Below are 16,781 nucleotides of genomic sequence, written 5' to 3' on the forward strand. Positions count from 1 at the left end.
TTAAGACAAGGGAGTAGTTTCTGTGGCGCTGAATATCATCAAGGTTAGAGACGATCACCAGCCGTTCAAGTTTGAGCCTGTTGAGGAAGGTAGATTCAAGTTATCGCTAGATGAGGGGGAGGAGGCACCTAGTTGGGTAGCTTCTGCTGACCAAGACTTCGGTACTAAGGAGCTGCGTAGCCGAATCGAACCTTGGCTGACGTCTCTTTTTCAGTCGGAGCATCTATCCCTCCTCGCAGGATCTGGCTTAACTCACGCGGTTCATTATCTAGCTGCCGGAACAGGGGCCGCAGGTATGGGGGCTGTGGATTTTTCCAACCACCAGGCAGAGATAAATAAGGCTGCTGAGAAGGCCGCTGAGAGGTCAGGTCGCAAAAAAGGGAACCTCGAAGACCAACTCCGAGTCGCTAATGAGCTACTACGCGGCCTCGAAATCTTGGGGAAGGCGGAGGAGGTCAAAAAGTTAGCTGCGGATCTGGATGTCACCCTAGAGGCATTCTCTGAATCCATTCTTCGGAGCGAAACCGGGATAGCCTCTGCGGATGAGTCCACCCGTGAGCAGGCATTCAATCACCTGGTTACTTTTTTGATGAGTTTTGCTAGTCGCTCAGGTGTGCGTGATCGTCTGAATATCTTCACCACCAATTACGACCGATTGATTGAGGCTGGTGCTGAGTTTGCTGGTTTACATCTGCTGGATCGCTTCCTAGGCAATCTGATGCCGATCTTCCGCTCATCACGGTTGGATCTGGATATGCACTACAACCCACCAGGCATACGAGGCGAACCTCGCTATTTAGAGGGGGTGGCTCGTTTCACCAAGCTCCATGGTTCGGTGGACTGGGTTCAAGTTGGTGGAGACATTCGCCGTATTGGCCTTCCCTTCGGCGCAGAGGAGGTGCTTCCCTATCTAAAGGCTCCAGGTCTCGGCGGTGCCAGTGCGCACAAGCTGATGATATATCCCAATGCAGCTAAGGATAGGGAGACGTCAGACTATCCCTATGTTGAGCTTTTTCGCGATTTGGCTGCGGCTGTGTGCCGTCCGAACAGCACATTGGTCACTTATGGCTATAGCTTTGGGGATGAGCACATCAATCGGGTCATCCGCGACATGCTGACGATTCCTTCTACTCATCTGGTGATCATTTCTTATGACGACCCGCTGGGACGCATCATGAAAACCTATGAGGAGCTGGGACGTCCATCGCAGATTAGTTTGATGGTTGGGCCTGCGTTGTCGGATTTGAAAACGCTGACCGAAACCTACTTGCCCAAAGCGGCAATCGACAAAACTACATTCCGCATGAGTGAGTTGCTCAAGCAGCGTTTCGGCACTGAGCCACGCCCAGATACCGGAGCTGGGAAAACTAAAGCCGATGACGATGTGAGTAATTTGATATGAGCATGTCTCCCCTTGCTTATGCCGACTCTCTACGTATCGGCAGTATCGAATTTGTCTCTCCTGACGAAATCAAAGTCCTGCTGGATATTGAAGCTCCTGATGCAGTGGCATTAAACACAGGCACACCTCGGCCTTTCCCTCGGATCAATGGCTACGTGTTGGTGCCCAGTGATGAGGGGTACTTGGTGGCGCAGGTAGAGTGGATCACTGTTGAGCGCTCGCAGTATCCGAAGCGTAAAGGTATGCAGGATTTCGGGCTCGTTGATTTGCCTTACCCGCTGCGCAAGATGAGCCTGAACCCTCTAGGGTGCCTTGCATATGAGGGGCAGCGAGATGGCAAGGAGCGCTATACCTTTCGCCGTGGAGTAGAGGCTTACCCTACCGTAGGCGATCCGGTACTTCTGCCGACGCAAAATCAGCTTCGCTCGATTGTTGAGTCCGGTGAAAACCGTCATGTGAAGATCGGCGTGAGTCCATTGGCAGCTAATGCCGATGTTTGTATTGATCCGGATCGCCTATTTGGTCGCCATCTAGCCGTGCTGGGTAATACCGGCAGCGGTAAGTCATGCTCTGTAGCTGGGTTGATTCGATGGTCTATGGATGCTGCACGAAAGGCTTCAGGTGGGCGTGATCCCAATGCTCGGTTCATTGTGCTTGATCCGAATGGCGAGTACGCCAACACCTTTCGGGATATGAGCAAGGTAAGAGTTTTTGCGGTTGAGCCTGACACTGATGCTGGAGTGGAGCCGCTCCAAATCCCCTTGTGGTTCTGGAACACGGTCGAGTGGAGCGCCTTTACCCAGGCTAGTGTCAAGGCGCAGCGCCCGACGTTGATACAAGCGCTACGATCTGTGCGGGATGGGGCCATCGAAGCTTCAGTCTCGCCTAGTCATGAAATGCGTCGCTTTCTGAGGACACTTGTCTCAGCGATCCAGATTGAACGAAACAGTGGTAGTCCTTGGTCTAAGTTTCCTCATCCAAAGAACTTCTTCGAGAAGATAAAGAAATGGCAGGACGGCCTAGATAACGATGACTCGTTCAGCCTTGGTGAAAGGCAGGCACTGGGTGCGTTTACAGATAAAATTTCCGAGTTTTCCCAAGCTCGTAGTGGGCCGTATCCGACCTTTGATTTCACCCGAGGCGAAATTGACGAGTTTTTAGCACTAGCTAGAACAGCCCATGCGGCATTTGGTGGTAGCGATACCGATATCTTGCCAATTGATGCAGACGTTCCTCGTGAGTTCACAGGTGATCAACTGTTACGCAGCGTGGAGGCTAATGCGGAATTATTGAATGTCTCGGAGTATGTCGAGACGATGTTGATGCGTATCCGGACGATCCTTTCGGATAGCCGTATGAAAACCGTTACCGGTGATACTCAGGGCGTGACCCTAGCCAGCTGGTTGGAAAACTACATCGGAGACAACCAGGCTTCGAACGGTTCAGTGACAGTTATCGACCTGTCTTTAGTACCAGCGGAGGTGGTGCATATCATCACTGCTGTTATCGCTCGCATGACGCTGGAAGCCTTGCAGCGCTATCGCAAGCTGAACCACGGCAAGACGCTCCCCTCCGTGCTGGTTATGGAGGAAGCGCATACTTTCATCAAGCGCTACAAAGACGATGCAGAGAACCAAAGCTCTGCCGCCATTTGTTGTCAGGTGTTCGAGAAAATTGCCCGTGAAGGTCGTAAATTTGGCCTCGGGCTGGTGCTTTCCTCCCAGCGGCCAAGTGAGCTTTCGCAAACAGTGCTTTCACAGTGCAACAGCTACTTGTTACATCGCATTAGTAACGACCGCGACCAGGAGTTGGTGCACAAGCTAGTACCAGACAATCTGCGAGGTCTATTACGTGATCTCCCTTCCCTACCTTCACGTCATGCCATTCTGCTGGGCTGGGCTTCAGAATTACCTGTATTAGTTCAGATGAATTCTTTACCTGATGGTCAGCGGCCTAAATCAGATGATCCAGACTTCTGGGCCGTATGGTCTGGAAGTCGCGTTGATGAGGCAGGGAACCGAGTCAATGTGGAGCGGGATGTTAACTGGAAAGAGATTGCTGATGATTGGCAGCAGCTTGCACCTTCAGACGATCAGGAGGAGTGAGTAGGGTTGGTACCCTCTCGTTTGTTGGGCATGCTAATGAGACAGATGATTGATGCACGGAGATCTGGAGGTAGAACCCAGAAGGAGTGGCTACCCGCAGGAAGGCTTTAACCACAACGGCTTCAGGTATGCAGTTCTCAAGACACATGCCGACGCCACCTACATTGTGGATGGCATTATCTCGCCTGAGAGTTGGCACCAGAGCCGGGTCAAGGTGCTGTTTATCCTGAAGGAAGCGAACGGCTATGACGGTTCAAGTCTTGCTGAACTGATCCGCAAGGCCATTGTGGAAAAGCCCAAGAGTAAGCTCTGGTGCAGGCCGACATTCCATAACATCGGTCGCTGGGCCTATGGTTTGCAGCGCTGTGACGAAAGTATTTGTGGGTTCAAGGAAGCACACCGTAACCGAAAATCCGCCCTGCTTGCGTCGGCCTTTATTAACCTTAAAAAAACAACTGGTGGACGTCGCGCTACCGCTGAAGTTCGGGCATTTGCCGAGGCTCACGGCGCGTTTTTGCGCGAGCAGATTCTTTCAATTACTCCAGATGTTGTGGTGATGGGCGGGACATACGACATCATCAAGGAGCACGTGTTTCCTGAGCTGGAGAAGGTTTCCTACCGGGTTCATCTGTTCCACGGCGTGCCATTCATCAACGCCTTTCATCCGGCGTGCACGAAAGTCCGCAAAGCCCTCTACGAGCAAGTCCTAGATAGCTATCAGAACTACCGAAAGCAGGCCGGGGTCAGCGAGCCGTTATAGTTCTACCGTCAGCACCTTGATCCCCACCCCTTCGCAGAACCGTCCCACCGCCGTCAGCGAGCGCCACAATCGCACAGGCTCACGCCGAGAGCGCACCGGCAGCCATTTCACCCCGAGGCGCAGCTCCAGGCGCCAGGCCTCGCCTTCGCGCAGTGCGCGAAATTCCCGCGCTGCACCGGTCTCGACCAATGCCTGCAACGTCTCCTGCTCGATGGCCCTTTTCATGGCGCCCCCTGCTCTCGCGTCAAACCAGTACCCAGGGTTCTGGTATAGCGCAGAGGGAGATGTCGATCACCGCAGCAGGTCGAGCGGTCACCGACCCTGGGTCAGCCGTGGGGCCTGATTGACCATAACGTCCTATTACGCGCAGTCAGCTGTGCTCGCTCGACAAATCAATAGGCCACAATTGACTGGCTTAAATTTACAAGTCCATATCAACGTTCAGCTTGCCTCGCTTCTCCTCAGTGGTTGCTGAGTCGCTATTGCCAACCGCCCAAATCCGCTCCTGGACAACCTCGCGGTAGCTACGCGTCTTGCTGGGTTTAGGTAGATCCAGCAGAGGCCGCAAGGGCTCAGGCTTCGGGGGTGGCTGCCCATCCAGCGCTTCCAGCGCACAAAACAGTTCCGTCTTCTCGATCAACCTTTTCCCAGCGTTAATTCGCACAATGAGCTCGGCAAAGTGGTCTTCGAACAAGACCTGCAAATAGCCTGTGTCAATAAAGTGCGATAAGAACAACCAGTGGCCCTTTTTGTCATAGGGTGAGCCCCCCCAGTAAAGGCTCAGCTCCGCCAAACGCTGAAGCACCCCGTTGTAGCGCTCGAAAACAAACCAAATAGTGGGCGCTAGGTGACGCTGTGCGAGGGCGTGTTCATACAGTTCGCGCGCTGCCGTGGCGGGGTCGCGCCAAGCGCCAGGCTGGATACACAGCACTAGGCACTTCAGTTCTCCCTGTGCATCGTAGAGGTAGTAGCCACCTGGGCTGCCCAGGGTGCCGCGTCGTCGAATGACGCGCCCTTTATAGGTATTGAAAGGGTGCAATTTGGACGAATCAAAAAGCTCTTCGAGCTGGTTGAACAGCGCATATTTCTGCGCTGTGTTGCGCGTGGGCCGCGTGGAATCAGTTCCTTGCTGCGATTGAACATCGCCACGAATCAAGGTTTCCAGGTCGGCTAGCTTAAGTTGATTACTCAGCACCGCGTCGAGTAGCTCTTGAGCAGTGTCTGGTGCGGTCGACCAGAGCTTAGCCAGACGTTCCAGCGGAGCATAACCGCATTGGATGCGCTCCCGTTCGATGCCCGGCTTAAGCCCATCCAGAAAACGGCCAGCAGCTTTCACCCGCGCCCAGGTTTTCGGCTTCAGTCCCAGAAGTCCCGCCAGCTCAGGGTCGCTGAGCGGCCCTTCAGCCATGGATTGCTCCACCACCCGGCTCTGCACGTAAGTGTCGTACCAGCTCGTATCGACGTGCCGTCCCATTGCCTTCCTTAAATTTGTTGGACTCGAATCTATTGACAAGCCTAGCAAGGCTGGCTATTACTGTAAAGTAGATAGATTGGAGGCCAATAAATGCCGACTAGAAATAAAGGAACTAAGCCTGTTCGCGATGTCGCTAAACGCACGAACCGTGGGAGTAAAGCCCACATTGTGCCGACTGAGCGCAACGCGAACGGTTTTGTTGCAGCGCAAAGTTTCCTTGAGCGGAACCACCTGCTTCTGCTGAGTCTTCAGATGGGGCTGAGGCGTATCTCGGATCAAGCGGTCTGCATTGATCTCGAAAACGAGACCTTGGTCGATAGTCGCGACGACTTGCCGAAGAAAGGTGGCAAAAAGGCTGCTAGCTACACCCCAGATAGTGAATATGAGCGCGATGATGGCCAGGTAGGCGTTTGCGAAAGTAAGCCCAGCGCTTTTCTTGTAAAGCATGCTGAGAAGCATGCACTGGCAGAAAAAATCTTAGGCAAATACGGTAAGTCGTTCATCACGATGACTGAAGTAGGTTTCACCCCCGTATTTATCTCCAACTTGGAAAACCTGAAGAAAGCACTTAGCTCGGCTCAGCAGCAGAACGCCGCAGAGGCGGGACAGAAAATCAGCCTGGCGCTGTTGCAACAAGATCGCTGGCTGACACACGAGCTGAAGCAATGGGCTGAATTGACGAGTGCTGACATTTTCTTTGGCCTCGCCTACGGCGTACTCCGTGCCGATCTTACGCAGCCGCTGTTTTCAGACACCGCTTGTGTAGAGGCGGCTAACGGCTCGCTTGATCATCTGATGTTCGTGGAGCTTTGACATGGCCGCGTTCAACGATAGTCACATTAGCCCGCGCCGTTACAAAGTTGATGGCCTCGTCGCTGGTCGCGATGGGCGAACTTATGTGATTGGGAATATTCACACCAAGGCCCGCCAGGTCGTTCTTCTGGGGCCTCTGGGGGAGACGTATGTTTACCAAGACGATGAGTTTCGTAATGAGGTTGCAGCGGGTGAACTGAAGCTCGTTGTGTGCAAGCCGAATGAGCGCGGTATCGATGAGATTTTTCAACCTCGGGAGCTGACCGGAACAGAAGAAAAATCTCGGGATGAGAGAAAACAGTATGTCGATCTCATCTTGGAGCATATTGAAACCGGCACGTGGGAATTTATCTACGCTGAGATTCAGAAAAAATATTCCGGCAAGCGAAAAGTTCCATCACGACGGACTATTGAGCGTGTCTGGGCAATCTATAAAAGATCGCTCTCCCCCAACTGTTTGGCGGCCAACTATTCGCAGCGCGGTGTCCATCGCGCGCTATCAATCGATCCTCTTGTCGAAGAGGTTATTCTCAATGTCATCGAGGAAAAGTACTGCAATAATCATCAATTTGGCATTCAAGATATTGTTAATGATATCAACACCAAATGCGATGCTAAGTCTGCTGAGTTAAAAATCGATTTGGGTGGGGTATCCAGACGTACAGTTAGCCGGTTTATCGGCAGGCTCAATCTGAAAAAAATTAAAGGCCGCCTGAGTCGAAACTCATTCCGCTTGATTATGCGTAATGCATTGAGTTATCTCGACGTAAAAGAGCCGTATGCTCGCGTTGAAATCGACTCGACGGTACTGGACATCTTTATTGTTGATGCTTTTGGAAATGTTATCGGCTGTCCCACACTATACGCAATGATCGATACAGCTACTCAAACGATTGTGGGTATTTATCTAACGATCCAAGCTGCGAGTCAGATTGGTGTATTGCAGACCCTTCAGTTCGCATTCTCTCCCAAAGGCGAAGCCTTCCGTCAACGGCATGAATGCATTAATGAATGGCCAGCGCCTGCTGATGTCCGCACGCTTGTAATGGACAATGGCTCCGATTTTCATGGGCCAATGGTTGTAAAAGCCGCCAGTTATCTCTCGATGTTGTTGGAATACTGTATCGCTGGAGCGCCCTATCAGAAGCCTTTCATTGAGCGCTTTTTTGGCACGCTACATACGATGTTAATTAATAAGTTGCCAGGCGCGAAATTTTCGCACGATAAGCGCGAGCAGCACGCGCTGGAGAATGCACAGAAATCGGCGAAGCTAACTTTGTATGAACTGGAGAACTATATTATCCGTTGGGTAACGGACACTTATCATATTAAGAAAAGTGACCGTCTTTCCAGTAAGTACGGTTTTAATTGTTCTCCGATTCAGGCCCTGAATATGTTGAGTCAGCAATATACAATTTTCCCTGCACCCTCGCCAGATGAAATGATGAGTGCTTGTCGGCATCACTTGGAGGTCAAACTCAATGTTACTCGCGAAGGGATCAACTATCAGACGCAAAAGTACCAGAGTGAATATGTATCGGCGCTGTATAAGACTAACTCTAAAGTTAAAGTAAGTGTTTGCATTAACCCATTGGATTGCAGTGCGATTCATGTTTTTGACGAAGAATCGAAGAGTTGGTTGGTGGTGCCGAACAAAAATACTCATATGCCTGCCATGAGTTTCGAGCAAGCCAAGTATTACAGAAGCCAAAACTATCTATCAGACCATGCTTTGTCGAAAGAGTCGCATGTGTTGAACCAGCTGCAAATTATCGATGACGCGAATGCCAAGAAGAGCAAAAAGGGCCGCATTAACAGTAATCGCAAAGCCGAGCGTGAGATCGAGCAGGCGCAGGCCTCTATCACTACAGCGGTTCAACAGTCGGTGGCAGATGTTCCGTTGGAATCTTCTGCTTTCGGAGCCGAGCCAGTTAAGCCCTATCGGAGGAAAAAATAATGGTGGATGTAGTCACTAAGGTAGTGCGCTCGGAAGGGTTCTTACACGGCCATCTGTTGCGGGCGTTTGAGCGCGGTCGCGAAGTGATTGAACAGTCGTTGCGGGGAGAGGGATTGATTTTTCCGATGCTTGGCGGTGCTGGGGTTGGCAAGACCGAAACGATTATTGGTTGGGTAGCGGAGTACCCCCAACAGATCGAGCAAGGCAAGATCATCAAGCCAGTGATCCGTGCGACCTGTCCTGTAGAGCCAAGTCAGCGATCTATGGCGTTGAGCATCATTCGAGGCTTTCAAGGCCGTGTGCTGAAAAAAAGCAACACAGCGGATTTGGTCGAGCAAGCTATTGAGCAGCTGAAAATTCTTCAGGTCAGAACGATCATTTTCGATGAAGTCCAGCATCTCGCTGAAAATCTCAACGCATCAAAAATGAAAATTGCGGTGAACTTTCTGCAATACATCCTCGATGAGTGTGCGGTCTCATTGATTTTGGTTGGACTGCCAACGGCTCAGCGATTTTTGACAGTGGATCCATCATTCCAGCGGCGTTGTCTGTCAACGGAGTTGGTTTATCCGTACGCGTGGATCAGTACTGTCCATCAAGAGGACTTTGCCTCAGGTGTTGATCTAATCGCGGAGGCCTATCGCGAGCAGGGGTGGAAAACCGTTCTTGATGACCCAGAGTCACTTAAGGCTTTGTATGCCGCCTGTATGGGACGGTTTGGCGTCCTGATCGATTTTTTGAGTCACGCTGAGACCAATAACCTCCGCAAAGTGATCGACATGAAATGCCTCGCCAAAGCCTACGCCCACGGTATTAACCATCAGCCGTTTTCGGGCAATCCGTTCTCGCCGAGTACTCAAATCTCAGAGCATGAGCTGAATGCGGAATACGTGAAAGTGCTCCAGCAAGCACACCTGCCAATCCCCAAGCTTTGAGAGTAGACCTACATGTCATTTTTCCAGAGTGTCGCCCTAAAACCTGGCGAAAGCTTGAATTCACTGTTGATGCGTAAAGCAGAACTCAACGGTTATGGTTCAGCCCATGCGCTGCTGGCAGACGCCGCATTGACGATGAAAGTCAGCTATTCGCTGGATGAGCTGGAGCAGCTTAGAGAGTGCTTTGAGCTGGCTGAGCATGACCTGATGCCAGCGAGTGCAGGCCATGCTCCTTACCTCTCGCAAAAGACGTTTTTGCGCAGTCAGTGTTCGCCTGTGTGTCCGCAGTGCTTGACTGAAGAGGGGGGGCGCGTGAGGCCTGGTCTCATCTGCTGGTAACCGCCTGCCATACGCATCAGACGGAACTCCTCAGCCAATGCCCGCAATGTGAAGAGCCGATCTGCCTCGCGAGACGAGCGTTGATGCACTGTGATTGTGGTTACGACTATCGTCGCGCCAACTGTGCGCCTGAGTCAGCGTTTTCTGCTGGGCTTTCAGCCTTGTTGGAAAATGTTGATTCGCCAACCCGGCAGGCGCTACCGGCTCCACTCAATCAGCTGAACTTTGAGCCACTGCTACCTGCTTTTTTGCTGATGCTGGCCAAAGCGCAGGGGCGTATGGAGGATCAGCTGCCGATCAAGTTTCGATTTGGTGCCAGTTCCTCTTACGAGGATTCTGTGGTTGTGGTGGGCCATTTGGAGTCGCTGTTGGGGGAATGGCCCCAGCGTTTCGATGCCACCTTGGAAGACCAGCTCTGTAAGAGTGAAGGGGTCAGCCTGGCAGGACGAATTGGTACATGGTACCGAGAGCTTTTCAGTACCTATGCGACGCCAAGTTTTGATTTCCTGAGGGAGCGCTTTAAGGCACAGGTCGCCGAGTACTTCGATGGACGTCTGGGTGTTAGCACTCGCGCCTTGATGTTTGGGGCTGACAACGCAGATGCCATTCATTGGTTCGCTGCTGCTGAGGCCGCAAGGCTTCTGGGTGTGGCTCCCGATATCTTGGCCAATCTTGTGATTACGCAGCAGGTTGATGGGCGAGTGCATCAGGAGGGTAAGAGTCGTTTCGTTGCTGTTCACAGATCAACTCTCGACCAGCTTGCCGCTGATCGAGCTAGCTATCTTTCTGCGACGGAAGCCCGTCAGCGCCTGAACGTCTCGAAGAACTTCTTCGAGCGTTTTGTCCAAGCTGGGGGATTGCGCCGCTACAAGCGCAACGAGCGCCCCGTACTGGTGGCCGGCGAATTCCGAGTCGAAGACGTCGATCAGGTGATTCAGCAACTAGTGGCGAGTGTCCGCAGAAAGCCCAGAAAAGTGCAGTTGATCGGCATTCAAGACATCTCCGCCACTCACGGCATCTCTAACAGCAAGATCGTGGGAGTGTTGCAGGACATTCTCCAAGGCATTGTGCGGCCCGTGGCTCACGTCAGCTCACTCGCTGGGCTGGCCGGGTTGCAATTTGACAAAGTGGAGATCGCGCAACGGGTTCGCAACAATAATCCTAACGTCGAGCTGAGTGTTGATGACCTGGCCCAAGTGTCTGGCTGGAAGGCCGGTGTGATCAAAAAATGGATTCAGGGTGGATACCTCAAAAGCATCGTACAGACGCATGGCAAAGCCAAACGCGACGTTGTCCCGGTCTCAGCCCTGATTGAGTTTCTGCTGATTCACATGCCGACAGCTGAGCTTGCCAAGCAAATGAACACCAAAACCCAGTACTTAATCCAATCATGGCGGCCAGCCAAGATCGAGATCCTTGTACCACCGCAGGAAGCGGGTGGGGGGCAGCGTGGATTGCTCGTGCGCAATGCAGATTTGGCGCGAGCCGCGCAACTACGAAAGCCAACAATCAATGATCTCGCCAAGCAGTTGGAGGAGTCCACGTGCTGACGCTCTCCCAAAAAGCACGACTCGCTGATGCGCTGCTGGAGAACTACTCGGGTGAGCTAATCACGGGTTATGTCACCGATGCACGCATCGAGGCTGGCTGCTTAGTTGGGGCCGTCTACAAGGCGTGGGGCTATAGGCCGGGAGAGCGGCTGATCTCCGGCACCATCACAGAAATCATGCAGTGCGAGCGGCGTTGGCTGATCAAGACGCGAGAAAACGATTGTTTGGTGATTGTGAATTTTGCACGGGGTGGCCGTCAGTCCTTGCTGCACCTCATTGACCTTTTTCAGACCGCACGCCTTTCCCATTCTTGCTGGTGTGTTCACTGACCTCGGAGTGCTCAGATGAAAAAGTTAACCGATATGGTTTTCATCACGGATGTTACATCTTGCCCGGAAAGCGTATGGATCGTTGATGTCGGCCTCGTTCACTCAGCCGGACAGTTATGGCACTGCGCATTAGTTCAAGACCTTAAAACTAAGCGGGTTTTAGGGTGGTCGACTGCGCTGTATGAGGATCCAACCTTGATGGAGCGGGCAGTCGAGCGGGCCTGTACTCGGGCTGTCAGGACGCGGCCAACCAGTATTTATCTCGAATCGGGGTATGCGAACTCCGCACCAAAGGTAGTCGCCGCGCTGGCTTGCCAAGAATTTCAGCTTCGCTTCATGGGGCAAGCAGAACAGTTTCTGCTCAAGCCGTTGGAAGCCGTGTGGAGTGACCTACAAGCCCGGTTCACCGAGGATGGCGGTGCATCAATTAATGATGATTGGTTCGACTGAGGACGCGGAGATGGATGAACTTCACGCGGTATCCGACATGCTCTACGGCCCCGGTCAGCCAATGTCGGGCTCAGCAATGACTGATGAAGAAGCGTTGGCACATATGCAAAACCGTCGTCTGATGGCTGGGTTTTGTTTAGTTCGTGATTGGATGTGGCTCGATCTAGACGTCACCGATGCGCAGCGTGCGGAGCTGGAAAAAACTAATCGCCAGCCGGTAGTTTTGTACGCGCATACCGTCATTTATGACTCCGCGCGCAGGTGGGATGTCGGCGATTTTGTTCGCACCTCTCCGCTCTATGAATTCAATGACGGCTTCGTGTTTCAGACCTTTCATACGTTCTATGTACTGCTCGGTGACGGCGTGCGTAAACGCGCCGCCTTGGAGACTGTCGGGCGAATTTTTTGATGGCGTGGGTCGGCGGTTGGGGAGTCGAACCGGTCTTCGCATAACACGCTATAGGGTAAATGGCCGCTAGCTCAACTTCCCGGAGGCGGTGATGTGGGAGCAATATGATCGAGACAAACTGTTTGCCGAGGTGTGGGCCGAGCCCGTGCAATCCGTGGCTAAGCGTTATGGCCTGTCGGATGTCGGCTTGAAGAAGCTGTGCAGTCGCTTGCAGATTCCGACCCCGCCCCGTGGTCATTGGGCCAAGCTGAAAGCGGGCAAAGCAGTATCTGCTCCTCCAACGCTGCCGGTGTTCAAAGGCAATCCCCGTCACCTTCACCGTTTTGTCGTGCAACCCGTCAAACCATCTGGTGAGGCACCACCGCTGGATGAGCGGTTACTGCCGGTTCTGGCGTTTGAGCATGATCCTGCCAATCACATCCGGGTACCGAGCCGGGGTACGCACTGGCATCCCCTGGTCGCGGCTACCCGAGATGCCCTCAACAGCGGCTACAAAGACAACCGAGGGATACCGATCCCTGGAGGGCAAGGATTCGATATCGCTGTCTCGGTTGGCCAGCGCAAGCGGGCATTCCGGGTGCTGAATACCCTGGTCAAAGCCTTGGAAAAGCGCGGTTACAGCCTGCGCCCTGGTGATAGGCACATGCAGGTCGAGATGTTTGGTAGCCACTTCACGCTAGGCATCTATGAGCCCACCAAACGCTCCAACTATGTTCCAACGGAGAAAGAGCTGGCGGCCAAAAGTCGTGGCGAACATAGCTATTGGCCGCGCTATCAGTACACCCCGTCGGGAACGCTCGAAATCCGTTGCGGCGATGGCCACGACGCGGTGGTCAAAGACACGGTGCGGCAACCCATCGAGGAGCAGCTCAATCAGGCGGTGGAGGTGATGGCCAGGAGGGCGATCAGCAGGCTTCGCTACCAGGAAGAGCAAGAGCGCTTGGCGGCGATCCGCGAAAAGCGCCGCCAGGAGGCATTGGCACAGCAAGCGATTCAGGACGCCGAGAAGAAAAGGCTGGAGCAGCTGATTGCAGATGCGCAGCGCTGGCAACAGGCGGAAACCATCCGTGCGTTTTTACACGCCCAAGAAGTCGATGCCCTTGAAGCAGGTGCCTTGTCCGATCAGCAGCAGATGTTTCTGGCCTGGGCTCGGGCTAAAGCGGACTGGCTGGATCCGCTGGTGGCGCTGCCGGACGCGATTCTGGATCAGAAGATAAAGATTCCTTACTGATCCCTCTCCTCGGGCATGGGGGGGCCAATGTACGCACCGCGAAGTGTCATACGGTCAAAGCTATAGACATGTGCATGCGGGCTTTCGATGCAGCGGCCAACCAGAGGGAGCTTGTGGTCTGGTTTGCCGGGCTGGAGCTCGATATTGCTGCCGCAAACAGGGCAATCTGCTGAGAAGCGCACTAGGCGTGTCCAGCGAGAATCCTCATGGCGGAACATTTCCAGCTCGCAGCTAACTTCTTTGAAGGCAGAAACCCAGTGGGGCGCTTTGACAACGCAATCGTCAATGACGCGAAACCAGGGGGAGTAAACCTCTTTCCAGATGAAAACAAACCCCACCAGAGTTAGGCAAAGGGTGATGAGGCTTCCCATGGTCATGGGCCCCTGACGTAGGCTCAGACTGAGCAGCATCATGCCGAGCATGGCTATCCAAAACGCGCTGCCCAGAAGAATCGAGCTCAGAAAGCTGATGCCACGACCGCTCAAGTTACGCATCTCACCGTCGCGTAAGAATAGGCGGGCCGCGAGTGATGGCTTGATGGAACCTTTAACGGAGCGACGATAGACCATCGTCGAGGAGGGTTCGGTTTCAGTGTCTTGGGCTGAGGTGTTCTCGGTTGCTAACTCCAGCCAGTAGAGACTGACGTTGCCCCTGCCACCGCCGGGTTGGTAGCCCAGTTCCAGGTGTTGCTCAGAGGATGCTGGTTGGGCCAGACGCAGAGCGCGTCGCAGGATCGTAATGGACGGTACCCAATCCTTGGGATCCATTTCTTGCTCTGCAACGGTACCGCAACCTGCTAGCAGGGCCTTGGCTTCGAACCGCAGCTTTTCGGTGCAATCAGGGCGAGCAAGGCCCGCATCAGCCATGAAAAACAGGATCTCATAGGAGCGCCCGCGCGATGGGTTCTCCTTCAAGTGGTGCTGTAGACGCTGAAGTGCTTCGATCATGCATGTCCCTATGCTGCTGATAAGTAAGTGCTTTTAACCGGAAGTTCCGGAATTCGGCGGTTCTTGGAGGTTTTTGGCTGCGCTTATTTTCACCCTTGAGGCCTTCTCAACTCCAGAGGAATGCCTCATGACCATGACGATAGCGGTAGATCTTAATGACCAAGTTGTTTCGATTGGCGATGTCGCGCGTGGCTTGGTTTGCGGATGCCGATGCCTCGAATGCGACGAGCCCGTAGTTGCTCGCAAAGGGCCTCAGCGCGTTCATCACTTCTCTCATTTCTCGCGAAAAATATCATGTGAGGTAACCCCCGAAAGCTTTCTGCATCGATACGCCAAGCAGGTTGTGAGGGAAAGCTTGGGATTGCAGTTGCCCGCACAGCCAGGACATTTCCCTGATTCTGAAGATCAGAGTTCCTGGTGGGATTTTGAGTCGGTCAAAGAAGAGCTTTGGATGGGGGACTTCAGGCCTGATCTAGTTGCAGACCTGAGCGATGGCCCCCTGCTGATTGAGTTCGCAGCCACTTCATTTGTACGAGATGAAAAGCAGGTGCGGATTGAGCTGTTAGGCATTCGTACCGTCGAGATCGATTTGAGTGGCTTGACCATAACGCCCTCAGTTGATGGGCTGCTCGAACTCAAAAGAATCATCTTGCACGATACAGATATGAAGCAGTGGCTCTATCCGCAATTACCGAATGCTGCATCGCTCAGCGAGCCCACCTCACCCCTTGCCGAGACCAGCATGGCGCAAGATTCGAGCCCACAGTCTGCCGAGCGGATGAGGTTCACGATCCAGGGGCTGTGGGTGGATGTGCGGGAACTTGAATATGGATCTGTAGTTGTCCGCTCTGTCGCTTACAGTCCGATGATCGCTAAAGAGCTCAAGCGATTGGCTTGGCAGTACAGCGGTCGATATGTCCCGAAATACAGGAATTGGATGTTCCCGTTTTGGGCCAAGCAGATGCTGATAGAGCAGTTGTCGGCTCTTGAAGCCGAATTGTGAAGTGCTGCACAACTAGCTTGGCAAACAAGGCGGAAAAGACCGACGATAGAGTCCTAATTTGCGCAATGGAGTGTCTTTAGTGTCTCGCCGCCCTGTTCAAAAAAACATCAATTATGTTCGTGCAACCTATAACAAAAACACGGCACCTAGTAAGCCCCTAGAGCAGCTGGTTCGCTCGGCGATGAGTAAGTTGGGGAGCATGGCGCAGACCGAAATTGCGATGGGAACGCTTGGCGTCGTAGGGGTTCGTCATCGTGACACAGTAGGTGAGCAGCCCCTGTGCTTAGCTATAGGCGCAGGTGTCCCAGGTGAAAAAATGACCACAATGGGGCTCAAAGTCGCTAGTGCTACTGACCAGGATCATGCTGCTCAGGCACCGGCTAATCGTGCATTTAAGCTTTCTGACGCTTTCGTTCTGCTTGATCAGAACGATCTGCTTGTTATTACAGAAGGCAGTTTCCGAGTAGCAGCGGTGGCGACATATCTGCGAGAGCTTATTAGCAAGGCTGCCATGAAGTCTGGCGATGTCTCATTTGAGCTACGGAAGGTCACCAACCAGAATAAAAAGAAGGTGCTTGAAGACGAGGGCATCAAAGAGTTGAGGCTCAACACTACCATGTACCGGGCAACCCAGATTTTGGACTCGCATGAGACCGGGGCTACGACCGTGTCCTCTCATTTGAAGGCATTCGTGGGGACGTTGAAAGACCTGTTTGCAGAAGATGTCAACGAAGCACAACGTGAGATGTTGGCAAGTCACTGGGAGGAGGTTCAGGTGAGCACCGTCATCAAGGCAGAGGGCGGCTCTCGGGCAGAATCTATCGTTCTAGAAGCCATGAAGTCTGTAGGCGAAGACGTCATGGATGAAGAAGATGACAGCATTGATGTCACAGTCATCACCAAGAAGGGTACCCCTATTCGCCTTGGTGAAGTGACGCCAACCAAAAAGGTTCGGTTGCTGCGTCGAGACGGAGCTAACGATCTGATCAATACAGAGGTCTACAAGGCGTTGGTCGAGTACAGGGACGAGTTGATTACTCAGAAGCTATGGCAGAAATGATCCCAGATGAGCCTAAG

General features: G+C 53.0%; 17 protein-coding genes. 14 read left to right on the plus strand and 3 right to left on the minus strand.

What is annotated here, in order from left to right:
* The first annotated feature begins 22 nt into the window (after positions 1-22).
* Genes AC3IYG_RS00050 through AC3IYG_RS00060 form a run of 3 tightly spaced genes read left to right on the plus strand, consistent with a single transcriptional unit; the run spans position 23 to position 4,267 of the window.
* On the plus strand, positions 23-1,402 hold the full coding sequence (locus AC3IYG_RS00050) for an SIR2 family protein (RefSeq protein WP_489311693.1): 1,380 nt from the start codon (positions 23-25) through the stop codon (positions 1,400-1,402).
* A complete protein-coding gene (locus AC3IYG_RS00055) occupies positions 1,399-3,507 on the plus strand; it encodes an ATP-binding protein (RefSeq protein ID WP_489311694.1) in 2,109 nt (702 codons plus the stop codon). Before AC3IYG_RS00050 ends, AC3IYG_RS00055 begins: the two co-directional genes overlap by 4 nt.
* Positions 3,508-3,559: 52 nt before the next feature.
* Positions 3,560-4,267, plus strand: coding sequence for a hypothetical protein (locus AC3IYG_RS00060; RefSeq protein ID WP_489311695.1), 708 nt, complete (start codon positions 3,560-3,562; stop codon positions 4,265-4,267).
* Here AC3IYG_RS00060 and AC3IYG_RS00065 read toward each other — a convergent pair.
* The gene (locus AC3IYG_RS00065; RefSeq protein ID WP_489311696.1) at positions 4,262-4,492 is read right to left on the minus strand and encodes a hypothetical protein; all 231 of its coding nucleotides are present in this window, start codon (positions 4,490-4,492) and stop codon (positions 4,262-4,264) included. The genes AC3IYG_RS00060 and AC3IYG_RS00065 overlap by 6 nt on opposite strands.
* A 196-nt stretch (positions 4,493-4,688) precedes the next feature.
* On the minus strand, positions 4,689-5,741 hold the full coding sequence (locus tag AC3IYG_RS00070; protein ID WP_489311697.1) for a hypothetical protein: 1,053 nt from the start codon (positions 5,739-5,741) through the stop codon (positions 4,689-4,691).
* 90 nt (positions 5,742-5,831) lie between these two features.
* On the opposite strand from AC3IYG_RS00070, the gene AC3IYG_RS00075 reads away from it, so the two are divergent.
* From AC3IYG_RS00075 to AC3IYG_RS00115, 9 genes are all read left to right on the plus strand, one after another.
* The gene (locus AC3IYG_RS00075; RefSeq protein ID WP_489311698.1) at positions 5,832-6,554 is read left to right on the plus strand and encodes a hypothetical protein; all 723 of its coding nucleotides are present in this window, start codon (positions 5,832-5,834) and stop codon (positions 6,552-6,554) included.
* Position 6,555: 1 nt separating this feature from the next.
* Complete coding sequence (locus AC3IYG_RS00080) at positions 6,556-8,511, plus strand: transposase (protein ID WP_489311699.1); 1,956 nt, start codon at positions 6,556-6,558, stop codon at positions 8,509-8,511.
* Positions 8,511-9,446, plus strand: a complete 936-nt coding sequence (locus tag AC3IYG_RS00085) for a TniB family NTP-binding protein (protein ID WP_489311700.1) — start codon at positions 8,511-8,513, stop codon at positions 9,444-9,446. The genes AC3IYG_RS00080 and AC3IYG_RS00085 overlap by 1 nt, the downstream gene beginning before the upstream one ends.
* A 12-nt stretch (positions 9,447-9,458) precedes the next feature.
* The gene (locus AC3IYG_RS00090) at positions 9,459-9,785 is read left to right on the plus strand and encodes a TniQ family protein (protein ID WP_489311701.1); all 327 of its coding nucleotides are present in this window, start codon (positions 9,459-9,461) and stop codon (positions 9,783-9,785) included.
* Between the two features lie 83 nt (positions 9,786-9,868).
* Positions 9,869-11,335 carry a TniQ family protein gene (locus AC3IYG_RS00095; RefSeq protein ID WP_489311702.1) on the plus strand — a complete coding sequence of 489 codons (1,467 nt, stop codon included), beginning with the start codon at positions 9,869-9,871 and terminating at the stop codon, positions 11,333-11,335.
* Positions 11,329-11,664 (plus strand): hypothetical protein, encoded by a 336-nt coding sequence (locus AC3IYG_RS00100; protein ID WP_489311703.1) that lies wholly within the window; start codon positions 11,329-11,331, stop codon positions 11,662-11,664. The genes AC3IYG_RS00095 and AC3IYG_RS00100 overlap by 7 nt, the downstream gene beginning before the upstream one ends.
* A gap of 15 nt (positions 11,665-11,679) precedes the next feature.
* Positions 11,680-12,114, plus strand: a complete 435-nt coding sequence (locus tag AC3IYG_RS00105; protein WP_489311704.1) for a hypothetical protein — start codon at positions 11,680-11,682, stop codon at positions 12,112-12,114.
* A gap of 10 nt (positions 12,115-12,124) precedes the next feature.
* The gene (locus tag AC3IYG_RS00110; protein ID WP_489311705.1) at positions 12,125-12,523 is read left to right on the plus strand and encodes a DUF6957 family protein; all 399 of its coding nucleotides are present in this window, start codon (positions 12,125-12,127) and stop codon (positions 12,521-12,523) included.
* 91 nt (positions 12,524-12,614) lie between these two features.
* Complete coding sequence (locus AC3IYG_RS00115; RefSeq protein WP_489311706.1) at positions 12,615-13,754, plus strand: hypothetical protein; 1,140 nt, start codon at positions 12,615-12,617, stop codon at positions 13,752-13,754.
* On the opposite strand, the gene AC3IYG_RS00120 is transcribed toward AC3IYG_RS00115, so the two are convergent.
* Positions 13,748-14,701 carry a hypothetical protein gene (locus AC3IYG_RS00120; protein WP_489311707.1) on the minus strand — a complete coding sequence of 318 codons (954 nt, stop codon included), beginning with the start codon at positions 14,699-14,701 and terminating at the stop codon, positions 13,748-13,750. The genes AC3IYG_RS00115 and AC3IYG_RS00120 overlap by 7 nt on opposite strands.
* 127 nt (positions 14,702-14,828) lie before the next feature.
* Here AC3IYG_RS00120 and AC3IYG_RS00125 point away from each other — a divergent pair, with 127 nt between their 5' ends.
* Both AC3IYG_RS00125 and AC3IYG_RS00130 read left to right on the plus strand, forming a co-directional pair.
* The gene (locus AC3IYG_RS00125) at positions 14,829-15,704 is read left to right on the plus strand and encodes a competence protein CoiA family protein (protein ID WP_489311708.1); all 876 of its coding nucleotides are present in this window, start codon (positions 14,829-14,831) and stop codon (positions 15,702-15,704) included.
* A 79-nt stretch (positions 15,705-15,783) separates the two neighbouring features.
* Positions 15,784-16,764 (plus strand): hypothetical protein, encoded by a 981-nt coding sequence (locus AC3IYG_RS00130; RefSeq protein ID WP_489311709.1) that lies wholly within the window; start codon positions 15,784-15,786, stop codon positions 16,762-16,764.
* The last annotated feature ends 17 nt before the right edge of the window (positions 16,765-16,781 follow it).

The sequence above is a fragment of the Pseudomonas sp. KH_027 genome (genome assembly GCF_057838565.1).